Source organism: Caldanaerobacter subterraneus subsp. tengcongensis MB4 (assembly GCF_000007085.1).
Lineage (GTDB): Bacteria > Bacillota > Thermoanaerobacteria > Thermoanaerobacterales > Thermoanaerobacteraceae > Thermoanaerobacter > Thermoanaerobacter subterraneus.
Genome location: NC_003869.1, coordinates 613,324 through 635,240, shown reverse-complemented (window position 1 = coordinate 635,240; position 21,917 = coordinate 613,324). Strand labels below are relative to the sequence as shown.

Here is a 21,917-nt window from a genome sequence, read left to right as displayed (position 1 = left end):
CTTCACTTCTCAATCACTTCTTCAAAAATTCTAAGTATTTCTGATATTCCTGTCTTTTCGACTGCAGAAAAAACTATCACTCTATCAGAAGAAATGTTAAAACTTCTACAGATATTCTCTATAGCTTTATTGGCTTCGGATTTATTGACTTTATCTGCCTTTGTGAGAACAACACTAAAAGGCAAATTTTTAAAAGAAAACCAGTTGACCATCATAAAATCGTCTTCTGTAGGCTCTCTTCTTATGTCAATTAGGAGCAAAGCGTGCTTTAAATTCTTGGACGTATTTAAAAAAGTCTCTATGTTATAAGCCCATTGTTTTTTCATCTCTTTTGAAACTTTTGCATAGCCATAACCAGGCAAGTCCACTATGTAAAAAGCTCGGTTGACGAGGTAAAAATTTATCCCTCTTGTCTTACCTGGAGTAGAGCTCACTTTGGCAAGATTCTTTCTCCCCAAAACTGTATTTATTAAAGTGGACTTGCCCACATTGGATTTTCCCACAATTGCTATTTGGGGGATTTTATCCTTTGGATATTGACTTTCATTAAAAGCACTTCCTACAAACTCAGCTGTTTTAATTTTCATGTTTTTCCTCCTTGACTAAAGCGTACTCCAACACCTCGTCTATTCTTTCTACAAATTTAAACTCCAGTTTCTTTTTTACGCTCTGTGGAATTTCATCTAAATCTCTCTTGTTTTCCATAGGGAGAATCACTCTTTTTATGCCTGCTCTGTGAGCTGCCAGAACTTTTTCTTTCACACCGCCTATAGGCAAAACTCTTCCAGTTAAAGTTATTTCCCCTGTCATGGCGACATCTTTTCTGACAGGCACTTTCACAAGGGCTGAGACCATAGCAGTCACCATGGTAACGCCCGCTGAAGGTCCATCCTTTGGAATAGATCCTTCAGGCACGTGTATATGTATATCGACATTTTTGTAAAAATCTTTATCAATGCCAAGTCTTTCAGCATTTGCTCTTATATAACTAAGGCCCGCCTGAGCAGATTCTTTCATCACATCCCCCAATTGACCTGTGAGGTTTAATTTTCCGCTTCCTGGCATTATAGAAGCCTCTACAGTCAAAATTTCTCCTCCAACTCTGGTCCACGCAAGGCCCATCACCGTTCCGATTTCGCTCTTTTCATTGGCTTTGTCGGGTCTAAAAAGAGGCTTGCCCAAGTAAGACTGCAAGTTCTTTTTGCCTACCTTCACGTAAGGCACATTATCTTCCATTATCTTTCTAATGGCTTTTCTCACAATTGTGGCAAGGTGTTTCTCAAGCCCTCTCACTCCTGCTTCACGAGTATATTCAGAAATAATTCCTTTAATGGCTGAGTCCTGTATTATTATTTTATTGTCCGGAACACCGTGTTCTTTCAAAATCTTTGGTATGAGATAGCCTTTAGCAATGTGAAACTTCTCCTCTTCAGTGTATCCTGATATGTATATAACTTCCATCCTGTCCAAAAGAGGAGCGGGAATAGTGTCAGTTGTATTGGCTGTGGTTATAAAAAGTACTTTAGATAAGTCAAAGGGCAAATCTAAATAATGGTCTCTAAAAGTGGAATTCTGCTCGGGGTCTAATACTTCCAGCATAGCAGAAGCAGGGTCGCCTCTAAAGTCAGAACTCATCTTGTCTATCTCGTCCAGCAAAAAAACAGGGTTTTTTGAACCTGCAATTTTTATAGAGTTTATAATCCCTCCTGGTATAGCTCCAACGTAAGTACGCCTGTGCCCTCTTATCTCCGCTTCATCTCTGACGCCGCCAAGAGAAAGCCTTACAAATTTTCTGTTCATAGCTTTAGCTATTGACCTTCCTAAGGAGGTCTTGCCCACTCCTGGAGGACCTACAAGGCATAAGATCGGGCTTTTAACTTTATTGTAAAAGGCTCTCACTGCCAAAAACTCTATTATCCTCTCTTTTACTTTTTTAAGCCCGTAGTGGTCCTCATCCAGTATCCTTTGAGCCCTTTTTAAATCTAGAATATCCTCTGTCTCGTAGTTCCATGGAAGTTCCAGTATCCAGTCAAGGTAAGTTCTTACAACAGAGGCCTCAGCAGAACCGGGAGGCATTTTAGATAATCTCTTTAACTCCTCTTTCGCCTTTTTTCTCACTTCCTCAGGCAAATCCTTTTCTTCTATTTTCCTCTCATACTCTTCTATCTCGCTGTCAAAATCTTCCGTTTCCCCTAACTCTGCCTTTATGGCCTTTAGCTGTTCCCTCAAATAATATTCCTTTTGAAGCTTGTCAATCTGGCTTCTCACTTTTGCATTTATTTCTCTCTCAATTTTTAATATTTCCAGCTCCTTCATTAAAAAGCCCAGTAAAATTTCTAACCTCTTTTTCACATCAAAGCACTCTAAGAGCTCTTGATTTTGCGCTGTGCTCAAAGAAATGTGGGCTGCAATCATGTCCGCAAGCCTTCCCGGCTCTTCTATGCTAATTACATTGTATAAGCTTTCAATGGGGACGCGGGAAGTCATATTTACATACTCTTCAAAAGCAGAGACCACACTTCTCATCAGCGCTTCTAACTCTGGAGTCTTTTCAATCTCTGCCTGCTCCTCTTTTTCAACTACCTCCACCTCAAAAAATTCGTCTTCTCTTGTGACTTTGTCAATCTCGGCTCTGCTTATACCTTCAACCAAAATTCTTATGAGCTCCCCGGGAAGTTTCAACATCTGTTTGACTTTAGTTATAGTCCCCACCTTGTAAACGTCCTCAATTGATGGGTCTTCAAGCTCTGGGTCCTTCTGAGTAGTTACAAATATAAGCTGATTTTTCATAAAGGCCTCTTCTAAAGCCCTTATGGATTTCTCTCGCCCTATATCAAAATGAATTACCATATAAGGGAAAATTGTTAATCCTCTTAATGGAATCATAGGGAGTGTGTACCTTTTTTCTGCCATGACCTCACCTCATTTTTCGCAATATAATCAAACCCCTTCCCATTCACTATTTTAGTATGTGAAGGAGAAGGGGAGTTAATGTAAAAACTTATTTTTTATGAAACAGACTCTGTCTTTTTAGCTTTTTTCCTGCCTATCTTCTGGGCATCTGCATAAACCAGTGTGGGAGGAGCAATTTTCCGCACCGTCTCTTCTGTAATAATGCACTTTTCTATCGTCTCATCAGAAGGAATTTCATACATCACATCAAGCATTATGTCTTCAAGAATAGCCCTCAAGCCCCTTGCACCAGTTCCTCTTTCTAGAGCCATTTCTGCAATCAAGTCTAAAGCTTTTTTCTCAAATTCAAGCTTTACACCGTCCATTTCAAACAACTTTTCGTACTGCTTTACAAGAGCATTCTTAGGCTCTGTCAGTATTCTGACAAGGTCATCCTTTGTGAGAGGGTCCAAAGTTACAACTATTGGGACTCTGCCTATAAACTCTGGAATCATCCCAAATTTCAACAGGTCTTCTGGCATGATGTGTTTTAAAATTTCTCCAACGTCTTTTTCTTTCTTGCTCTGAACCTCTGCGCCAAATCCAAGGCTCTTTTTCCCAATCCTTGATTCTATTATTTTGTCTATTCCTTCAAATGCGCCTCCACATATAAAGAGTATGTTCGTTGTATCTATCTGTATAAACTCCTGGTGAGGATGTTTTCTACCGCCCTGCGGAGGCACATTGGCAATTGTCCCCTCCAGTATTTTTAAAAGAGCCTGTTGAACGCCTTCGCCTGAAACATCCCTGGTTATAGAAGGATTTTCTGACTTTCTAGCTATTTTGTCTATTTCATCGATGTAGATTATTCCCTTCTCTGCCCTCTCTATATCGTAATCTGCTGCCTGTATGAGCCTCAATAAGATGTTCTCCACGTCTTCTCCCACATATCCTGCTTCAGTCAGGGTAGTTGCATCTGCTATCGCAAAAGGAACATTCAAAAGCTTAGCAAGAGTCTGAGCCAAAAGAGTTTTGCCAGATCCTGTTGGACCCAGAAGTAAGATGTTGCTCTTTTGAAGCTCCACATCGTCTGACTTAACTTTAGAATTTATGCGCTTGTAATGATTGTAGACAGCAACTGCCAAAGCTTTTTTAGCTCTGTCCTGACCAATAACATACTGGTCAAGGAAAGCTTTTATTTCTTTTGGCTTTGGCAAATCTCTCATAGCCATGTCCATATCCTCTTCAAATTCTTCGTTTATAATCTCCTGACAGAGTTCTATGCATTCGTCACAGATATACACTCCGGGCCCTGCCACCAGTCTCCTTACCTGGTCCTGAGTCTTGCCGCAAAATGAACACTTTAATTGCTTGTGGTCGTCGTATTTAGCCATAAAATTTCACCTCTTTTGGGGGGCCTCATTTTTTGTGCCTTACAAGTATGTCATCTATTATGCCGTAAGTCTTAGCTTCCTCTGCAGTCATGAAGTAATCTCTTTCCATATCGGCTTTTATCTTTTCAAGAGGCTGCCCCGTATTCTCTGAAAGAATCCTTTCTAACTTGTCTCTTAGCCTCAAAAGTCTTTCTGCGTGAATCTTTATGTCAGTAGCTTGCCCTTGCATTCCACCCCAGGGCTGGTGAATCATTATTTCACTGTTAGGAAGTGCAAATCTCTTACCTTTTGCACCTGCAGCAAGCAGGAAAGCAGCCATAGATGCTGCCATGCCCACACAAAGTGTCACAACGTCCGGCTTTATATACTGCATTGTGTCATATATTGCAAGACCAGCAGTGATAGAACCACCAGGACTGTTTATATAAAGCCATATATCTTTGTCTGGATCCTCTGCCTCTAAAAACAGCATCTGAGCGATAACCAAACTAGCTGTGGTATCGTTAATTTCATCTCCTAAAAACACTATGCGGTCTTTTAAGAGGCGGGAAAAAATATCATAAGCTCTTTCGCCTCTATTTGTCTGCTCCACTACAATTGGAACTAAGCTCATAAAAATCACTCCTCTTTACTTACTATTTTACACTGGTTGAAAATAAAGTCAATCGTCTTATAATACGCTATATCCTCTTTTATGCCGTTTATCTGGCTTTCTGTTAAACTTTTCTTGAATTCTTCCAGATTTACTCTGTAACTCTCTGCCAACTCTTTTAATTTGTTCTCCAGCTCTTCTTCTGTGGCTTCAATGTTTTCAACTTTCGCTATTTTATCTATCACAAGCTGGGTTTTTACCCTATTTAAAGCGCCTTCCCACATTTCCTTTCTTAAGTCCTGTATGGTCTTGCCGGTTATAGATAGATAGGTGTTTAAATCTAAACCTTGTAATCTCAAATTATAGTCCAAATCCCTCAAAGAAAGGTCTATCTGCCTTTCTACCATTACGTCAGGAATATCCACTTTGGCGTTTTCTACTACTTTCATGACAGCTTTTTCTTTCATCTCATTCTCTGCTTCTCTTTTGTTTTTCTCTTCTAATTTCTTCCTTATATCTTGTTTTAACTCTTCCAAAGTCTCAAATTCACTTACATCTTTCGCAAACTCATCATCCAGTTCTGGCAATTCTTTTTTATTTAATGCCTTCAGCGTAACTTTGAATACGGCAGTCTTTCCTTTTAATTCTTCCACTCTGTAATCCTCAGGGAAAGTAACAGTCACATCGAAAGTCTCTCCTACATTGTGGCTTATTATTTGATCTTCAAAGCCAGGCACAAAAGTATTGCTTCCTAATTCAAGTTCGTAATTCTCTCCCTTTCCTCCTTCAAAAGGCTTATCGTCTATATAGCCTTCAAAGTCAATTACAGCAATATCCCCCTGCTCTGCGGGTCTTCCCTCAACTGGGATAATTCTTGCATTTTGCTGCCTTAACTTCTCTAATTCGTACTCTACATCTCCATCATACACATCATATTCTATTTTTTCAATTTCTATGCCCTTGTATTCTCCAAGCTCAACTTCGGGCATAACTGCAACAGTTGCTTCTAAAACCAAATCTTTTCCTTTGCCTATTTGCAAGATGTTGATGTCTGGATAATCTACAGGCTCTAAATTAAACGTTTTTAAAGCTTCCTGGTACGCTTCGTGGAACACATACTCTATGGCATCTTCATAAAGTACGCCTTCTCCATAATATCTCTCAACTAAAAATCTTGGAGCTTTCCCTTTTCTGAAACCTGGAACATTGAATTTTGAAGCATTTTTCTTAAAAGCATAATCTAAGCCTTCTTCAAATTTTTCTTTTGGTATTGTAAGTTCAAGAGTAGCCACGCTCTTTTCTATTTTCTTAAGACTCGCACCCATTAAGTAGATCCTCCTGTTCCTTTCTTTCGTGTGGATTCTTCTGAACTTATAATATTATAACATAAAAAATTTGTGAAGCAAAATAAATACAAAAAAAATAATGCAACGCGCATTATTTTCTTGGTAAAATATTTTGGTGCGGGCAAAAGAAAGCCCGCAAAAATGTCAATCCTAAATCATATTATACTCCCTCTGTTTAATTTTGTCTAGTAGACAAATTTTTTATCTAGCTTTTACAATGAACTTCATAGCAGTTCTCTTTTCTCCATCTATCTCTACTTCTACAAATGCGGGAACCATTACCAAATCAATACCATTAGGAGCCACAAATCCTCTAGCAATTGCAATAGCTTTTACTGCCTGATTGACCGCACCTGCTCCTATAGCCTGAATCTCCGCAGCAGACTTTTCCCTCACAATAGCCGCCAACGCACCTGCTACAGACTTAGGATTGGAATTAGTTGATACCCTCAATACTTCCATCACTACTCCCTCCCCTGTTTTAATTGCAAAGTATCACTTGTTGAGATGAGTAGGCTCCATATATAAATTATAAGGATGAAATTTCATTAAGTCTAGTACCTATAATACTAAATTTTTAAATCTAAGGCAAATTTTTTATAACTTGCGGCCAGGCAACAGAGTGTATTGACGCACAGTTTGATAAATATTTGACATTCCTCTAGAAGAGTACTAAAATATAACTGAGCACAACAAAAAGGAGATGTTTCCTATGAATACAAAGTTCATGACAAGGACAGCCATTTTACTTGCCATTACAATAGTTTTTCAATTTATGAAAATGCCTCAGCTTGTAACAGGGTCAGTAGTAAATGCCATGTTATTAATCGCTGCTGGAACTGTTGGAATGTGGTCAGGTATTACAATAGGCTGTCTAACTCCTATAATCGCATTTTTAGTTGGAATAATGGGTTTTCCTCTGATGATACCTTTTATAATGATTGGCAATTCTTTATATGTGATGCTTTTTTCAATGCAGAAAAATAAGATACTGGGCATGATATTAGGCGCTTTAGTCAAATTTATATGGCTTGCAATATCAGTAAAGTATATAATACAGTTATTCAACGTAAAAGTACCTCTAAAAATCGTCCAAGCTTTCACAACCCCTCAGTTTGTAACCGCTATAATAGGAGGTATTTTGGGGCTCATCGTAATTAGCTTGTTAGAAAATTATTTCAGATTTTCAAAAGAGTGAGTTACATTAAAAATAAAAACTCTGCGTTGGGGCTGTTGCAAAATAAAGAAGTGGCATTTTGTGTGTAAATGCGACTTGTTGTCAAAGCGGTAACTAAACTTAGCGAGCGCAAGGAGCGAAGGCGGGGGCGAGCGAAGCGAGCGGCCACGTTGAGCCTGAAAGGCGAATTGGCCGGTACCCCGCCTGAGCCCGAAAAGTGAGCCTTAGTTTAGTCGCTTTGCAACTCTGGAGCATTAACACAAAATGCCACTTAAATGGGAGGGACTTTGTTAACAAAATAAAAACTCTGCCTTAGGGCAGAGTTTTTATTTTGCTAAATTAAAATCTTTCTAATGGTGCGGGCAAAGGGACTTGAACCCCCACGGGAAACCCCACCAGATCCTAAGTCTGGCGCGTCTGCCAATTCCGCCATGCCCGCATCTTATCAAACTTACCTTCTTACATTATATAAACATAGCTTTCTATTGTCAAGACCTCTTTTAAAGGGTCATCTATTAACAAAGATAAAGTTAAAATATTCCTCATACCTGTCCACCAAAAATTTTGAAGCATAAGTGTTGACAAAGATGAAACCATCTGATATAATCTAAAACTGTCAGAAGGAATTATAAATAGTGCGGGTGTAGCTCAATGGTAGAGCCCCAGCCTTCCAAGCTGGTTGCGTGGGTTCGATTCCCATCACCCGCTCCAAGATGCGCCTGTAGCTCAGCTGGATAGAGCAACGGCCTTCTAAGCCGTGTGTCGGGAGTTCGAATCTCTCCAGGCGCACCATTTTTTGTGTGGTGGATATAGTTCAGGTGGCAAGAACGCCAGATTGTGGCTCTGGAGGTCGTGGGTTCAAGTCCCACTATCCACCCCATGCTGGGATGTAGCCAAGCGGTAAGGCACCAGACTTTGACTCTGGCATGCGCAGGTTCGAATCCTGCCATCCCAGCCAGAGTGACCCATTAGCTCAGGAGGTAGAGCACCTGCCTTTTAAGCAGGGTGTCCCGCGTTCGAGTCGCGGATGGGTCACCATCTGATTTTAAAATTGAAAAATGTACGGTTTATAATGTGCGGGAGTGGCGGAATTGGCAGACGCGCTAGATTCAGGTTCTAGTGCCCGAAAGGGCTTATGGGTTCAAGTCCCGTCTCCCGCACCAAACGCGCGGGCATAGCTCAGTTGGCAGAGCATCACCTTGCCAAGGTGAGGGTCGCGAGTTCGAGTCTCGTTGCCCGCTCCAAGTGAATACACTTTAACACTTCCGTGCGCCATTAGCTCAGTTGGCAGAGCAGCTGACTCTTAATCAGCGGGTCCGGGGTTCGAATCCCTGATGGCGCACCATTTTATTTTGTGAAAAAAGAGCTCCCTCTTCTAAAAGAAGGAGCTCTTAGATTTTTTACGCCTTTTTTAAAGCTGAAACCTCTTCAAGATTTAAAAGTCTCGGGAAAATGCCTGTTTTATCGATTGTAACTAGTGCTATAGTCTTTTTTGAGCCCTCTCTTGGCAGAGAAGGACTTCCTGGATTTAGAAGCAAAATATCTTCATGCCTTGAAATCATGGGGACGTGAGTGTGCCCAAAAAATACAGCGTCTACTCCGAGTTCCTTTCCTCTTTCAAGTATTGTGTCATATTCGTATTTCACATAGTATCTGTGCCCATGTGTCAACAATATTTTTTTGCCTTCTATTTCCACAATTTTTTCTATTTCATCTTTTGTAGGAAAATCACAGTTACCTTTCACGTACTCAAGAGGGATATTAAACTCTTTTGCAAGCTGAATTCCATCCCCAGCATGGTCTCCCAAGTGAAATATATAATCTAAGCCTTTAAATTCCTTTAATTTATTCCTCACCAGTGTGAATATGCCGTGTGTATCGCTTATCACTGCTACAACCATTTTAATTTTCCTCCAGCCTTTTTAAGATGTATTCTTTAAGCTTTAAAAGCGCCTTTCCTCTATGACTTATTTTATTCTTTTCCTCTAATGAAAGCTCCGCAAGGGTCTTACCTATCCCATCCACAAAAAAGACGGGGTCATATCCAAACCCGTTTTCCCCCTGCAAATGATCCAAAATATGGCCCTCTAAAACCCCTTCTAAGAGGACTTCTTTTTCACCCTCTATTACAGCAATAATCGTTTTAAAATAAGCCTTTCTTTTCTCATAAGGCACACCTTCAAGCAATTTCAATAATTTCCTGTTATTCTCCTCATAAGTTGCATTTTCTCCTGCAAATCTAGCAGAATACACACCTGGCTGTCCTCCTAAATATTCCACAAAAAGCCCTGTGTCGTCTGAAATGACAATTCCTTCTTTTACTTTGTCCCTTAAAAATCTCGCTTTTATAAGGGCGTTTTCTTCGATTGTATTGCCATATTCTTCAATATCTTCTTCTATTCCCAATTCTTTCATTGAGACTACTTCCACAGGGTAACCTTTAAAAAAGTCTTTTATCTCTTTAGCCTTGTTGGGATTGTGAGTTGCCACTATCAACCTCAACATTCTCCACCCCTATTTTGTCAGCAATGTCTGAGAGCACTTCTTTCTGTATCTTGATAATCTGTTCAATGCCATGAGCAGCTAAATCCAAAAGCTCCTCAAAATTTTGCCTTGAAAAAGGTCCTCCTTCTCCTGTGCCCTGTATCTCTACAATCTCTCCTTTGTCTGTCATAACCACATTCATGTCCACAAGAGCATTGGCATCTTCCTGGAAAGAAAGGTCTAAAAGTTTATTTCCTTCTACAATGCCCACGCTTACTGCTGCAACAAAACTTTTCAAAGGTATCTTCTGTAATTCCCCTTTTTCTACCAATTTATTGAGAGCATCAGCTAAAGCTATAAAAGACCCAGTTATAGAAGCTGTTCGGGTTCCTCCGTCTGCTTGTATTACATCGCAGTCAATCCAAATTGTCCTCTCCCCCAAAGCTTCTAAATCTACAACAGCTCGGAGGGATCGCCCAATTAGGCGCTGTATCTCCATTGTCCTTCCAGAAGGCCTTCCTTTTGTAACCTCTCTGGGATTTCTCACTTCTGTTGCCCTAGGCAACATGCCGTATTCGCTTGTAATCCACCCCTTTCCAGTACCTTTTTGGAAAGGCGGAACTTTGTCCTCAATAGAAGCAGTGCATATTACTTTTGTCTCACCCATTTCAATTAATACAGACCCTTCAGCAAATTTATTAAAATTTCTGGTAATCTTTATTGGTCTTAATTCATTAAATTCCCTTCCATCTATTCTGTTCATTTCTTCAACCCTTTCCCTTCTATTTATCTACATTTATATTTTAAAACCTTTATTACTATTTTACAAGAACAGATTATTTTATTTATGCTCTGCAAAAAATAAGTTATAGAAGGAGGGAAAAACCGTGACCAACATAAACTGCACTCTAAATTGCATATACCAAAAAGACGGAAAATGTACTCTATCATACCTATCACAGGTCACTAAAGATAAAAGTTTTATAAATCAAGCAAATAACAGTGAAAATAAATTAAAAAAAGTAGAAAATATAAACTGCGCTTATTATATACCTGTTAACACATAGCTATTTTATCATAAAAGGAGAATAAAAGACATTTGTAATCAGGCTATCTATTACCCACAAAAAAGTAAAAGCTGCAAAGCTTGAAGGTAATTTCCCTTTGAAATACATTTTCGTAAAAACAAAAGCCAAAATGACTGTAACAACAGGTATAATCATTAGGTTATAAGGAAATGAAACTGTAGCCACAGCTTTTATAGACCTTGGAGGATAAAAGAGGTATTTAGCAATTGAATACAGTATTAAGGCTATATAAAAAGATTTTGGAGATTCGCTCTTAAAATTCTTAGGTTCCAAAAACATCACAATAAGCAGCCACCCATAAGAAGGAAGAGCTGTTATAAAACTCATAATAAACCCTAAAAATACACCACTCGCCAGTGAATAGACCAAAAGGCTTAAGGCATTTTGTACATCTACTTCCCTTATTCCTCCTACTCTTTTTGCAAATTCCTGATTTGTACTTGCCGCTTTAATCAAATAATTTGAAAATCCACCTGTTTCTATCCAAGAAACAAATAGCCCTTCTGGTGTAGATATAAGATAAGGTGCTGACGCCCATTTCCCTTCCTTTGTAATAAATGTCACATAATGAATTGTTCCCTCTCTAAAAAGAGCGTATACAATCTCTACACCAGACTGGGTAAAAGGTCCAAAAACTTGATATTTAGTTGAAGTAGAAAAAGCTGCTCCCACACCTTCAGGGACACTTACTACATCAAAAGAAATCACTTCAGAAGAGGGCAAATAAATTTTAGAAGTTTTTTTAATGTTAATTTCTTCATGAGGGAAATAGGCATAGTAAGAAGCTGTTCCATTCTTAGCTGTGATAAGGTAAAACACATATGCGCCATTTTTATCAGAGGCTACTTTCACATTATCCATTCGCGAAGTACTTGTCTGAAATAACCTATCTATTTCTACAGGTTGCAACCATTGATTTTTTTGTAAGTCGTAAGAAACATAGTACACTTTGTTTTCTTCTCTATCATCCGTCAAAAAAGAGATATGCAAAACATGGTTTTGTTCTACTGCATCTATCTGAGAAATATTGTTAAAAGGCAGAAAAGAAATTTGCTTCATAGAAAAATTAAAGAGTTTTATTCCTTCAGAATCACAAAGCACAATGTAATTTTTAGTTAGCTTAAAATCATTAGCTTTTATATTAAAATTCCCTTCTTTGTCATCACTGAGAGAAAAACTCTTTATCCTATCATTTTCAAGCCAGTATAAAATCCCCTGCCTGAAAGAAAGTGTTTTTACAGAGCTTTCATTGAAATTTTCTATCAGAACCTCTTTCGCTTTCTTAAGTTCAGGATAAATTTCATAAATAAAAAAACCTTTTTTCTGTCCCCAAACTATATATACTTTACCATTATCATAAAAAAGAGGAGATGGAGCGTTTAGGTTTTTCTCCCCCACGAATAAATCCCTACTCCACATTTTAGAAGGATTGCTAGAATATATATTTATGTACTCATAAAGGTGCCATGAGATTATTCCTGCAAGAAGCAAAATAATCAAGACGATGGAAAGCACCTTTTTATTCATACAATACCCCCCTCTTTTCATTTATAAAAAGGCACTCCAAATGAGTGCCTTTCCTTTATTTTTATTTATTGAAAAGATGACAAGCTACAAAGTGCCCACTTGCCACTTCCTTGAGGGGTGGTGCCTGTTCTTTACATATGTCCATTGCGTATTTGCACCTCGTCCTAAATTTGCAACCAGAAGGCGGGTTTATGGGGCTTGGCACATCACCCTCAAGTATTATTCTTTCTCTCTTTTTCTGAACCTTCGGGTCAGGTATAGGGACAGCAGAAAGTAGCGCCTGCGTGTAAGGATGAAGTGGATTTGCGTAAAGTTCAGCACTGCTTGTCATTTCTACTATTGTCCCTAGATACATCACTGCTACATTATCGCTTATATGCCTTACCATACTCAAATCGTGAGCGATAAATAGATAGGTAAGGCCTTTTTCTTCCTGTAAGTTCATCAACAAATTCACAATCTGAGCCTGTATAGAAACATCAAGAGCAGAAATAGGCTCATCTGCTATGATAAATTCCGGTTCTATCGCCATAGCTCTGGCTATTCCAATCCTCTGGCGCTGACCTCCTGAAAATTCATGTGGAAATCTGTTAGCGTGTTCTCTGTTGAGACCTACCATTTCCAGAAGCTCATATATTCTCTCCATTCTCTCTTTTCCAGTATAAAGGCCGTGTATATCGATTCCTTCCCCGATTATGTCTCCCACTGTCATGCGGGGATTTAAGGAAGCATAGGGGTCCTGGAAAATCATTTGCACTCTTCTGGCAAACTTTTTTCTTCCTTCATAACTTAAGTGATCTACTTTTTCCCCGTCAAATACGATCTCCCCTGCAGTAGGCTCATAAAGTCCTATAATCGTGCGCCCTGTGGTTGACTTACCGCACCCCGATTCTCCCACAAGTCCCAATGTCTCACCTTTTTTTATAGCAAAACTTACATCATCTACAGCTTTGAGCACTCCGCCTTTAACGTAAAAGTACTTTTTAAGATTTTTCACTTCAAGTAAAACCTTGCTATCACTCATTAGCTGTAACCCCCGTTTCTACAGGATTTGCTACTTTAGGAGCATAGGGGTGCTTCAGCCAGCAAGCTACGTCGTGGGTTTCCGACTCCACAGTGACTTCAGGAGGCGCCTCATAGCATATTTTCATGGCGTAATCGCATCTTGCTGCAAAAGGGCACCCAGGTGGCGGCGCAAACAAGTCTGGTGGCGTACCAATTATAGGAACTAACTTCTCTTTCTTTTTTGCATCCAACCTTGGAACAGACCTCAAAAGGCCCCATGTATAGGGATGTTGAGGATGATAGAATATCTCTTCCACTGTTCCTCTTTCCACTATTTTACCTGCATACATAACCACAACTCTGTCTGCAATATCAGCTACAACTCCTAAGTTATGCGTAATCATAATTATAGAAGTACCAAACTGCTTTTGCAAATCTTTCATGAGGTCTAAAATCTGCGCCTGTATTGTAACGTCCAGAGCAGTTGTAGGTTCGTCTGCAATTAAAAGCTTTGGTTTTAGAGCAAGAGCAATAGCTATCATTGCTCTTTGCCTCATTCCTCCAGAAAACTCGTGAGGATACTGATGAATTCTTTTATCTGCATTAGGAATGCCAACAATGTCTAGCATTTCCTTTGCCCTTCTCATAGCCTCAGCCTTTGTGACATCTTCGTGCTTTAATATAACTTCTGCGATCTGCCTTCCTACAGTCATCGTCGGGTTTAAAGAAGTCATTGGGTCCTGAAATATCATCCCAATCTCTGGGCCTCTAATAGCCTGCATCTGTTTGTCTGTGTAATTTGTTATGTCTTTGCCATCAAATATTATTTTCCCACCTTTTAGCCTGCCTGGAGGCTCAGGATTTAGCTTCATTATGGCATGCATGGTGACAGATTTACCACATCCTGATTCTCCTACAATAGCAAGAGTTTCTCCTTTGTAAACTTCAAAGCTGACTCCTCTGACAGCTTTAACTTCCCCGGCGTAAGTGTCAAAAGAATACTCCAAATTCTTTACCTCTAAAAGAACTTCCCTTTTCTCCATGTCTACTCCTCCTTATTTGCGCAACCTCGGGTCTAGAGCATCTCTTAATCCATCACCTAATAGGTTGAAAGACAGCATTGTCATGCTGATGAAAAATGCCGGGAAGAAGAGCTGATAAGGATAGAGTAGCAACACGTTTGTAGCATCGCTTGCCAATGTTCCCCAGCTGGCCAGAGGAGGTTGTACTCCAAGTCCTATATAGCTTAGAAAAGCTTCTGTAAAGATAGCTGCGGGAACATCAAAAGTTATGCTAACTATTATAGGACCAATGGTATTTGGAATCAAATGCTTTAAAATTATCCTGGCAGGAGATGCCCCTAAAGTTTTAGCTGCCATCACAAACTCCTGTTCTTTTAGCTGGAGCACCTGTCCTCTAACAAGTCTCGCCATTCCAACCCAACCCGTCATAACCATGGCAACGATTATGGTTACAACTCCAGGTCCCATAACGAGCATGAGAAGTATCACTAGTATGAGATATGGTATGCCGTAGAGTATATCTACAATGCGCATCATTATGTTGTCGACCTGACCGCCAAAATAGCCAGAAATTCCGCCGTAGATGACACCAATTATACCATCTAGCAAAGCTGCTGCGATACCTATCGTAAGGGAAATTCTTGCACCCATCCAAGTTCTTACAAACAGATCTCTACCCAGGTAATCTGTCCCAAACCAGTGCTCTGCAGAGGGCGGTCTATTTGTCATCATCAAATTTTGGTCAGAATACTTGTAGGGCAGTAAATACGGCCCTATAATTGCCATTATTCCTAAAAAAATCAAAAAAGCTAAAGAGGCCATGGCAACTTTATTCATTTTAAGCCTTCTCCAGGCATCTTGCCAGTAAGTCATACTCGGCCTTACTATAGCCTGGCTTTCTTCTATATTAGGACCCACTCTTTCAAATTTATCACGAGTAATTTCTACCACCTTTATTTACCTCCCTTGGCAAGTCTTATTCTCGGGTCTACTAATCCATAGGTTATGTCTACAACAAATACCAAGAATACAAGTATAGCGCTGTAGAAAATGGTGGTTCCCAATATCATCGTATAGTCATTGTTGTAAATGCTCTGCACATAGTATTTTCCAAGTCCAGGAATACCGTATATTCTTTCTACTACGAAAGTACCCGTAACAATACCGGCCGTCAAAGGCCCTAACACTGTTATAACTGGCAAGACAGCATTTCTTATCATGTGCCTCCAGACAATTTCAAAAGGTGAAAGTCCTTTCGCTTTTGCAGTCTTTATATAATCCTGCCCAATGACATCCAACATACTAGCTCTCATCAAACGAGAAATTATAGCCAAAGATGCAAAAGATAGAGCTATTGAAGGAAGCACCGTATGGGCAAAAGTTCCCCATCCAGATACAGGGAATAACTTCCATTTAGAGGCCAGCCAGTACTGCAGTAAAGTAGCAATGATGAAGTTGGGAACAGACCTTCCTATAACAGCAAGTATCATTGATACATAATCCCAAAAACCGTTTCTATTTAGGGCCGCCACAATTCCAAGGAGAAGGCCCAAGAATACTCCTATTATAATAGACTGCATTCCTATCTGAAATGACGCAGGAAAACCGTTTGCTATTATTTCATTCACCGTTCTATTTAAATATTTAAGTGAAATGCCCAAATCTCCATGGAGCAGGTTTCTCAAGTAATATCCATACTGAACAATCAAAGGCTTGTCAAGGTGATATTTAGCGAGCATGTTCTGCCTTATCTGCTCAGGCACCTTTTTTTCACTTGTAAAAGGGTCACCTGGTATCATGTGCATTAAGAAAAAGGTGAGAGTTACAATAACCCACAAAGTGATAATCATATATAAAGTCCGCTCTAAGGTATAGCGCAGCAAATCTTTACACCTCCAAAGACGTTTAATTTAAATATACAGCGAATATATATGGCTTTACGCCATATATATTCGCGTATTCTAGAAACTATTCATTATTTTTTGCCTTCTATATAGGTCCACTTCATCTCCCAGTCAGGTCCAAAAGCAGGGAAGTAGAGGTTCTTTACATAAGGCTTTACTACATAAGCTCTTGCCTGGAACCAGAGTGGACCGATTGGCATATCCTCCATGAGTATTTTTTCTGCCTGAATCATTTCTTCCACTCTTGACTTAGGATCGCCATTTACTTTTGCCTGCTCTATCAATTTGTCATACTCTGGATTGCTGTAGAAAGCTGTATTGTTGCCATTGTTGGTTTCCCACATATCCAGGAAAGTCATCGGATCGTTGTAGTCAGCACCCCAACCAGCCAGCACTATCTGATAATCTCCTCTGTCCATCATGTCAAGTCTTACTTTAAATGCTACGTTCTGAATCTCCACTTGCACTCCAAGGGCTTGATTCCACATCTGTTGTAAAGCCACTGAATACTTTTTAGCAGTGTCGCTGTCTCCTGTCAAGAACTTAATTGTGGGAAGTTTAGAAAGCCCAAGTTCCTGGAGCCCTTTCTGGAGATATTCTTTGGCTTGAGCTACATCATTGTCCTTGAAGTAGCCAGGACCTGCCTCACTTCTAAAATCTCCATTGTAACCTGGAATACCTGGAGGTACTACTGCCTCTGCAGGAATGGACCCATTTTTCATGACTTCTTTTACAAACAACTCTCTATTTACAGCAAGAGTGAAGGCCTTCCTTATATTTGCATTTTTGAATATCTTATCTTTGTTGTTAAACTGCAGATACCAAACTGTTGCTAGTGCATAAGTGTGGAACTCTGGAGAATCTTTGTACTTGTCTATATAATCTCCTGGTATAAAAATTGAATCTAAAGCTCCTGTGTCGTAGTTCTGAACTAGTGAGTTGTTATCCTTAATCATGCTGAAATTAATTTTGTCGAGTTTTACATTGTCCTTGTCCCAGTAGTTTGGATTTTTCTCTAAGACGATGTTTTGTTCGTGGTTCCATTCTTTTATAATAAATGGACCGCTAAATACCATTGTGCTTGGGTCAGAACCTACTTTGTCGCCGTATTTCTCATAAACAGACTTCTCAAGCGGCAAATAAGTTACAAAAGAAGTAAGTCCTAAAAACTGAGGTGCTGGTGCTTTTAATGTTACCTGCAAAGTCTTATCATCCAATGCCTTAATCCCTACTTGGTCAGCGCTTCCTTTGCCGGAGTTATACTCTTCTGCCCCCTTGATGTAGTAGAGCTGATAAGCGTATTGTGAGCCTGTTTTTGGATCCAATGCTCTTTTCCAAGCGTATTCAAAGTCATAAGCTGTAATAGGATTGCCGTCACTCCATTTAGCATCTTTCAAATAAAAGGTGTAAGTTAACCCATCATCAGATATCTTCCAGTCTTTTGCAAGCCCTGAGCCTTTCTCAATTTTTCCATCTTTGTTATACCTTACAAGCCCTTCTAATACAGCATTCAAAACTGTGATAGAAACTTCATCTGTAGCCTTTTGAGGGTCCAATGTTGGGGGCTCCTCACCCAGGTTTAGATTCAGTACCTGCTCGCTTTGTCCCTGAGATGTGGTGGCAGTTTTGCTCTGACTGCTGCAACCGGCTAGCAATGCACCCAACACTAAAACTACTGAAAGCAGTAAAACTACAAGTCTCTTGTGCTTTAACATACCCTTCTCCTCCTTTAAAATTTAGAATGACTTGACCCCCCTCTAAAGCTATGTCCCTCTCCTCGACTATTCCCCCAGCACATAGTGTAAAATTATCGTAGGATTTTTTGAGTGAAAAAAACAAGAGACAACCCCTGTGATAAAATAGAACTTGGAAACAAAACATCACAGAAAGGGGTGTCTCTTGTGAAAAAACATATCTTTGAGGATATTATACTACAAAATGCTCTAAATTTCACTGAGGAAGTAGTAGAAATTTTTGGTGATTTGTTAAACAAAGGAATGAATATTACAGAGCTTGTAGCAAGGATAAAGGAACTCACGGACAAACTAGGTAGAGGGGCAATAGAAGCAATTATTGAAGAGTTAGATAGGATAATAAAAGAAGACAAGAGAAGGAAAGAAAAATGGGTAGTAGAGAGGAAAGATAAAAAGAGATTAACGACAGTCCTTGGGGATATTGAATATGAGAGGACATATTACAAATCTAAAGAGGATGGGAGATATACATATTTGGTGGATGATGCATTAGAGATAGGACGGCACGATAGGATAGAAAAGGGAGTAAAGATAAAGTTAGTAGAAAACGCAATAGAAGAATCATATGAGAGAAGTAGTAAAAAAGCATGTCCAGAGGAGTTAAGTAAACAGACGGTATTAAATGCAATAAGGGAAATAGGGGAAGTAGAAGTAAAGAGAGAAATAAAAGAAAAGAAAGAAGTAAGGGTTTTATACATAGAGGCAGACGAGGACCATGTACCTTTACAGGACGGGAGAGATGAAACTCCACGATTAGTATACATACATGAAGGTAGAGAAGAGAAAAACGGAAGGAACGTACTGAAGAATGTCTATTACAAAGCATATGTAGGAGAGAAACCTGAAGACATATGGATAGATGTAGCAAATTACATAGAAGACAATTACAAAGAAGAGAAGATAGAGAAGATATACATAGCAGGAGATGGGGCACCGTGGATAAAAGAGGGATTAAAATGGATATTAAAATCAAGGTTTGTACTAGACAGATATCATTTAAACAAATACGTATTAAAAGCTACATCAAAAGAGCCAAAGTATAGGGATAAGATATGGAGAGCAATAAATGAAGGGGATAAAGAAAGAGTAAAGAAGGTATTTGATGAGTTAATAAAGGCAGCAGAGGAAGAGAGAGAGAAAGAGAAGATAAAAGAAGCAAAGAAATACATACTAAACAATTGGGAAGGGATAAAAATATACAACGAAGACGAAGATGTAATAGGGTGCAGTGCAGAAGGACATATAAGCCATGTATTTTCAGCAAGACTAAGCAGGAATCCATTAGGGTGGAGCAGAGAAGGATTAAAACTAATGGCGAAATTAAGGGTATTTAGCAAGAATGGAGGAGACTTAAGAGAAGTAGAATGGGGCAAGAAAAAGAATATAAATGCAGGAAGTTACAAATTAACGAAGAAGCAAATAAAAGAAGCGGTAAGGAGAGTTAAAACGTCTACAAATGAAAAGATAAACAATATTACAGTTTTGAATATAGGGAAAGTAACGCCAATATATAGGGTTTTAAGAGCATTAAAATATGCACAAGTTATATAAAAAAGCATGATAAGTTGAAGGCTGAAATTAACTAAGTTTCAGGGGTTGTCTTAAAAAAATCCTACAGTATCTTGACACTATCCCCCCAGCATAAGGGCTTGCAAATGTACTTGATATATAACATTTTATATCATTTGATACAGAGAATCAATACACAAAATAATGCATTTGAGAAAAGCTTTTCTCCATATTAGTATATATTAGACAAAAATCGCGAAAATCCTTCAACTTTCTTTTAAAGTTTAAAATTTTTTTGCAAAAATTATATAAAAACTTAAAAAAATCACCTTCCCCCTCAATATTTTTCTATTTTATTACACTAAAGTTTTATAAAAATAAATTTGCAACAACTTATCCTTTAATATTATGTAACTTTGCCTTTGCTAAATCAAGAAAATATTTTGTAATATCTAAAATTCTTGTTGAATTGTATAAAAATTTAGCCAGGTCCTCTGGACCTGGCTAAATTACTTCTTATTTGTTTTTCCCTTCAATGTAAGTCCACTTCCATTCGTTGGAAACACCTACCGGGAACCTCACCCAGTCGTGAACATATGGTCTTTGTAGATATGCTCTTCCTCTGAAGTAGAGAGGTCCTATAGGCATATCTTCCATCAAGAGTTTTTCTGCTTCGTGCATTGCCTGCATTCTTACAGCATTATCATTTGTAGAGTTTGCCTTCTTTATGAGCTCATCATATTTTGGATTGCTATAGCGGGCAGAGTTGTTACCACCGCCTGTTACCCACAAATCAAGAAAAGTCATCGGGTCGTTGTAGTCAGCTCCCCATCCTGCATATACTATGTCAAAATCCCCTTTGTCCATCATGTCAAGTCTTACTTTGAAAGCAACGTTTAGGATGTTCACTTTGACTCCTAAATTCTTATTCCAGAACTCCTGCAATACCTGGGAATGTTTCTTCGCAGCGTCACTATCTCCTGCTACAAATTTTATCTCAGGGAATTTGGTGAGCCCTAATTCTTTCATACCCTTTTCAAATAATTCTTTTGCTTTTGCTACATCATTGTCTTTGAAGTAATCGCCGCCTTCTTTTCTAAATTCCTCCTTCTCTCCTGGTATTCCAGGAGGCACAAGTGCAAGAGCCGGTATAGAACCGTTTTTCAGAACATTGTCAACAAAAGATTTTCTGTCTATAGCGTAAGTGAAAGCTTTTCTCATGTTAACATTTGTAAATACACCAGTTTCATTGTTAAATTGCAAATAGAAGGTTGTAGCTTCCGCCATTTGATGGAAATTAGGATCGTTTTTGTACTTGTCAATGTACTGTCCTGGAACACCTATTGCATCGTATTCTCCAGCTTCATACTTCTGCACTATAGCATTTTCATCTTTTAACATGTCCATATTTATTCTCTCAAGCTTTACATTGTCTTTATCCCAATAATAGGGGTTTTTCTCCAGCACTATATTCTGTTCGTGGTTCCACTCTTTTACTATGAAAGGCCCTGAATAAACCATTGTGTCAGGTGAGCTGCCGTATTTATCTCCAAACTTTTCAATTGCTGCCTTCTGTGCCGGCAAATATGTTCCAAACGCAGTCAAGCCTAGGAATTGAGGTGCTGGCCTCTCAAGTATGACCTCCAGCGTTTTATCGTCTAAAGCTTTAACTCCTACATCCTCAGCCTTTGCTTTTCCTGCGTTAAAGGCTTCACCATTCTTCAAGTAGAAAAGCATGTAAGCATACTGAGAACCCGTTGCAGGGTCTAAAGCTCTTTTCCAGGCATATTCAAAATCGTGAGCGGTAATTGGAGTCCCATCGCTCCACTTTGCATCTCTCAAGTGGAAAACATACCTTAGTCCATCTGGTGAAATCTCCCAATCAAGTGCAAGTCCTGATCCTTTCTCAACTTTTCCTTCCTTGTTGAGTCTAACCAATCCTTCTAATGTAGCATTTAAAACGTCAAAAGATACAACGTCTGTAGCCTTTTGAGGGTCAAGGTTTGGCGGTTCCTCACCGAGATTGATGTTTAAAACCTGCTCATCTGTGAGCTGTTTCGAAGAAGTCTCTAAAGGTGCTGTCGATTGTTTAGAACATCCTATAAACAAAACTGAAGAGACGATAAATAAAACAGCAAATGCCAACACTAAAATTCTTTTACTCATCAAAAGGCCTCCCTCTTTTTATTTTTTATTTAAAAAATTTCTCCCCCTAACTCTAAA

General features: G+C 39.1%; 19 protein-coding genes and 9 tRNA genes. 11 read left to right on the top strand and 17 right to left on the bottom strand.

Features of this window, described 5'->3' with window-relative positions:
• Positions 1 to 2: 2 nt before the first annotated feature.
• From yihA to TTE_RS03010, 6 genes are all read right to left on the bottom strand, one after another.
• Positions 3 to 587, bottom strand: coding sequence for a ribosome biogenesis GTP-binding protein YihA/YsxC (gene yihA, locus TTE_RS03035; protein ID WP_009610832.1), 585 nt, complete (start codon positions 585 to 587; stop codon positions 3 to 5).
• Positions 577 to 2,913 carry an endopeptidase La gene (gene lon, locus TTE_RS03030; RefSeq protein WP_011025040.1) on the bottom strand — a complete coding sequence of 779 codons (2,337 nt, stop codon included), beginning with the start codon at positions 2,911 to 2,913 and terminating at the stop codon, positions 577 to 579. The genes yihA and lon overlap by 11 nt, the downstream gene beginning before the upstream one ends.
• Positions 2,914 to 3,008: 95 nt before the next feature.
• Entirely contained in the window at positions 3,009 to 4,286 is a 1,278-nt protein-coding gene (gene clpX, locus TTE_RS03025) for an ATP-dependent Clp protease ATP-binding subunit ClpX (protein WP_009610844.1), read from the bottom strand.
• Between the two features lie 25 nt (positions 4,287 to 4,311).
• Positions 4,312 to 4,899 (bottom strand): ATP-dependent Clp endopeptidase proteolytic subunit ClpP, encoded by a 588-nt coding sequence (gene clpP / locus TTE_RS03020; protein WP_041587108.1) that lies wholly within the window; start codon positions 4,897 to 4,899, stop codon positions 4,312 to 4,314.
• A 5-nt stretch (positions 4,900 to 4,904) separates the two neighbouring features.
• Complete coding sequence (gene tig, locus TTE_RS03015; RefSeq protein WP_011025038.1) at positions 4,905 to 6,203, bottom strand: trigger factor; 1,299 nt, start codon at positions 6,201 to 6,203, stop codon at positions 4,905 to 4,907.
• Positions 6,204 to 6,425: 222 nt separating this feature from the next.
• Positions 6,426 to 6,686: a stage V sporulation protein S gene (locus TTE_RS03010; RefSeq protein WP_031313958.1), complete on the bottom strand. Its 261-nt coding sequence runs from the start codon at positions 6,684 to 6,686 to the stop codon at positions 6,426 to 6,428.
• A 250-nt stretch (positions 6,687 to 6,936) separates the two neighbouring features.
• On the opposite strand from TTE_RS03010, the gene TTE_RS03005 reads away from it, so the two are divergent.
• The gene (locus tag TTE_RS03005; RefSeq protein WP_011025036.1) at positions 6,937 to 7,422 is read left to right on the top strand and encodes an ECF transporter S component; all 486 of its coding nucleotides are present in this window, start codon (positions 6,937 to 6,939) and stop codon (positions 7,420 to 7,422) included.
• A gap of 333 nt (positions 7,423 to 7,755) precedes the next feature.
• Here TTE_RS03005 and TTE_RS03000 read toward each other — a convergent pair.
• Positions 7,756 to 7,840, bottom strand: a tRNA-Leu gene (locus tag TTE_RS03000).
• Positions 7,841 to 8,038: 198 nt separating this feature from the next.
• Between TTE_RS03000 and TTE_RS02995 the strand changes: the two genes are divergently transcribed.
• The 8 genes from TTE_RS02995 to TTE_RS02960 all read left to right on the top strand — a co-directional run bounded on the left by TTE_RS02995 (position 8,039) and on the right by TTE_RS02960 (position 8,746).
• A tRNA-Gly gene (locus TTE_RS02995) sits at positions 8,039 to 8,112 on the top strand.
• Between the two features lie 4 nt (positions 8,113 to 8,116).
• Positions 8,117 to 8,193: transfer RNA gene (locus tag TTE_RS02990), tRNA-Arg, on the top strand.
• Between the two features lie 11 nt (positions 8,194 to 8,204).
• Positions 8,205 to 8,281, top strand: a tRNA-His gene (locus TTE_RS02985).
• Between the two features lie 3 nt (positions 8,282 to 8,284).
• Positions 8,285 to 8,359: transfer RNA gene (locus TTE_RS02980), tRNA-Gln, on the top strand.
• A gap of 4 nt (positions 8,360 to 8,363) precedes the next feature.
• A tRNA-Lys gene (locus TTE_RS02975) sits at positions 8,364 to 8,439 on the top strand.
• A 38-nt stretch (positions 8,440 to 8,477) separates the two neighbouring features.
• Positions 8,478 to 8,564, top strand: a tRNA-Leu gene (locus TTE_RS02970).
• Positions 8,565 to 8,569: 5 nt separating this feature from the next.
• Positions 8,570 to 8,645, top strand: a tRNA-Gly gene (locus TTE_RS02965).
• 25 nt (positions 8,646 to 8,670) lie between these two features.
• Positions 8,671 to 8,746 (top strand) — tRNA-Lys (locus TTE_RS02960).
• Between the two features lie 55 nt (positions 8,747 to 8,801).
• Here TTE_RS02960 and TTE_RS02955 read toward each other — a convergent pair.
• From TTE_RS02955 to rph, 3 genes are read right to left on the bottom strand one after another with little or no spacing between them, the layout of a single operon-like run.
• On the bottom strand, positions 8,802 to 9,302 hold the full coding sequence (locus TTE_RS02955) for a metallophosphoesterase (RefSeq protein WP_011025035.1): 501 nt from the start codon (positions 9,300 to 9,302) through the stop codon (positions 8,802 to 8,804).
• Position 9,303: 1 nt separating this feature from the next.
• Positions 9,304 to 9,903 (bottom strand): RdgB/HAM1 family non-canonical purine NTP pyrophosphatase, encoded by a 600-nt coding sequence (gene rdgB, locus TTE_RS02950; protein WP_041587280.1) that lies wholly within the window; start codon positions 9,901 to 9,903, stop codon positions 9,304 to 9,306.
• Positions 9,863 to 10,648 carry a ribonuclease PH gene (gene rph / locus TTE_RS02945; RefSeq protein ID WP_011025033.1) on the bottom strand — a complete coding sequence of 262 codons (786 nt, stop codon included), beginning with the start codon at positions 10,646 to 10,648 and terminating at the stop codon, positions 9,863 to 9,865. The genes rdgB and rph overlap by 41 nt, the downstream gene beginning before the upstream one ends.
• 124 nt (positions 10,649 to 10,772) lie before the next feature.
• Between rph and TTE_RS14550 the strand changes: the two genes are divergently transcribed.
• Positions 10,773 to 10,952 (top strand): hypothetical protein, encoded by a 180-nt coding sequence (locus tag TTE_RS14550; RefSeq protein ID WP_011025032.1) that lies wholly within the window; start codon positions 10,773 to 10,775, stop codon positions 10,950 to 10,952.
• Here TTE_RS14550 and TTE_RS02935 read toward each other — a convergent pair whose 3' ends face one another.
• The 6 genes from TTE_RS02935 to TTE_RS02910 all read right to left on the bottom strand — a co-directional run bounded on the left by TTE_RS02935 (position 10,953) and on the right by TTE_RS02910 (position 18,146).
• The gene (locus TTE_RS02935; RefSeq protein ID WP_011025031.1) at positions 10,953 to 12,500 is read right to left on the bottom strand and encodes a hypothetical protein; all 1,548 of its coding nucleotides are present in this window, start codon (positions 12,498 to 12,500) and stop codon (positions 10,953 to 10,955) included. It abuts the gene before it with no gap.
• 61 nt (positions 12,501 to 12,561) lie between these two features.
• On the bottom strand, positions 12,562 to 13,524 hold the full coding sequence (locus TTE_RS02930) for an ABC transporter ATP-binding protein (protein ID WP_011025030.1): 963 nt from the start codon (positions 13,522 to 13,524) through the stop codon (positions 12,562 to 12,564).
• Complete coding sequence (locus TTE_RS02925) at positions 13,517 to 14,548, bottom strand: ABC transporter ATP-binding protein (RefSeq protein WP_011025029.1); 1,032 nt, start codon at positions 14,546 to 14,548, stop codon at positions 13,517 to 13,519. Before TTE_RS02925 ends, TTE_RS02930 begins: the two co-directional genes overlap by 8 nt.
• A 12-nt stretch (positions 14,549 to 14,560) precedes the next feature.
• The gene (locus tag TTE_RS02920; RefSeq protein ID WP_011025028.1) at positions 14,561 to 15,478 is read right to left on the bottom strand and encodes an ABC transporter permease; all 918 of its coding nucleotides are present in this window, start codon (positions 15,476 to 15,478) and stop codon (positions 14,561 to 14,563) included.
• Between the two features lie 2 nt (positions 15,479 to 15,480).
• On the bottom strand, positions 15,481 to 16,410 hold the full coding sequence (locus TTE_RS02915; protein ID WP_011025027.1) for an ABC transporter permease: 930 nt from the start codon (positions 16,408 to 16,410) through the stop codon (positions 15,481 to 15,483).
• Between the two features lie 92 nt (positions 16,411 to 16,502).
• The gene (locus TTE_RS02910; protein ID WP_011025026.1) at positions 16,503 to 18,146 is read right to left on the bottom strand and encodes a peptide ABC transporter substrate-binding protein; all 1,644 of its coding nucleotides are present in this window, start codon (positions 18,144 to 18,146) and stop codon (positions 16,503 to 16,505) included.
• Positions 18,147 to 18,332: 186 nt separating this feature from the next.
• On the opposite strand from TTE_RS02910, the gene TTE_RS02905 reads away from it, so the two are divergent.
• Positions 18,333 to 19,736 carry an ISLre2 family transposase gene (locus TTE_RS02905; RefSeq protein WP_011025025.1) on the top strand — a complete coding sequence of 468 codons (1,404 nt, stop codon included), beginning with the start codon at positions 18,333 to 18,335 and terminating at the stop codon, positions 19,734 to 19,736.
• Between the two features lie 474 nt (positions 19,737 to 20,210).
• On the opposite strand, the gene TTE_RS02900 is transcribed toward TTE_RS02905, so the two are convergent.
• Positions 20,211 to 21,860, bottom strand: coding sequence for a peptide ABC transporter substrate-binding protein (locus tag TTE_RS02900; protein ID WP_011025024.1), 1,650 nt, complete (start codon positions 21,858 to 21,860; stop codon positions 20,211 to 20,213).
• Positions 21,861 to 21,917 lie beyond the last annotated feature (57 nt).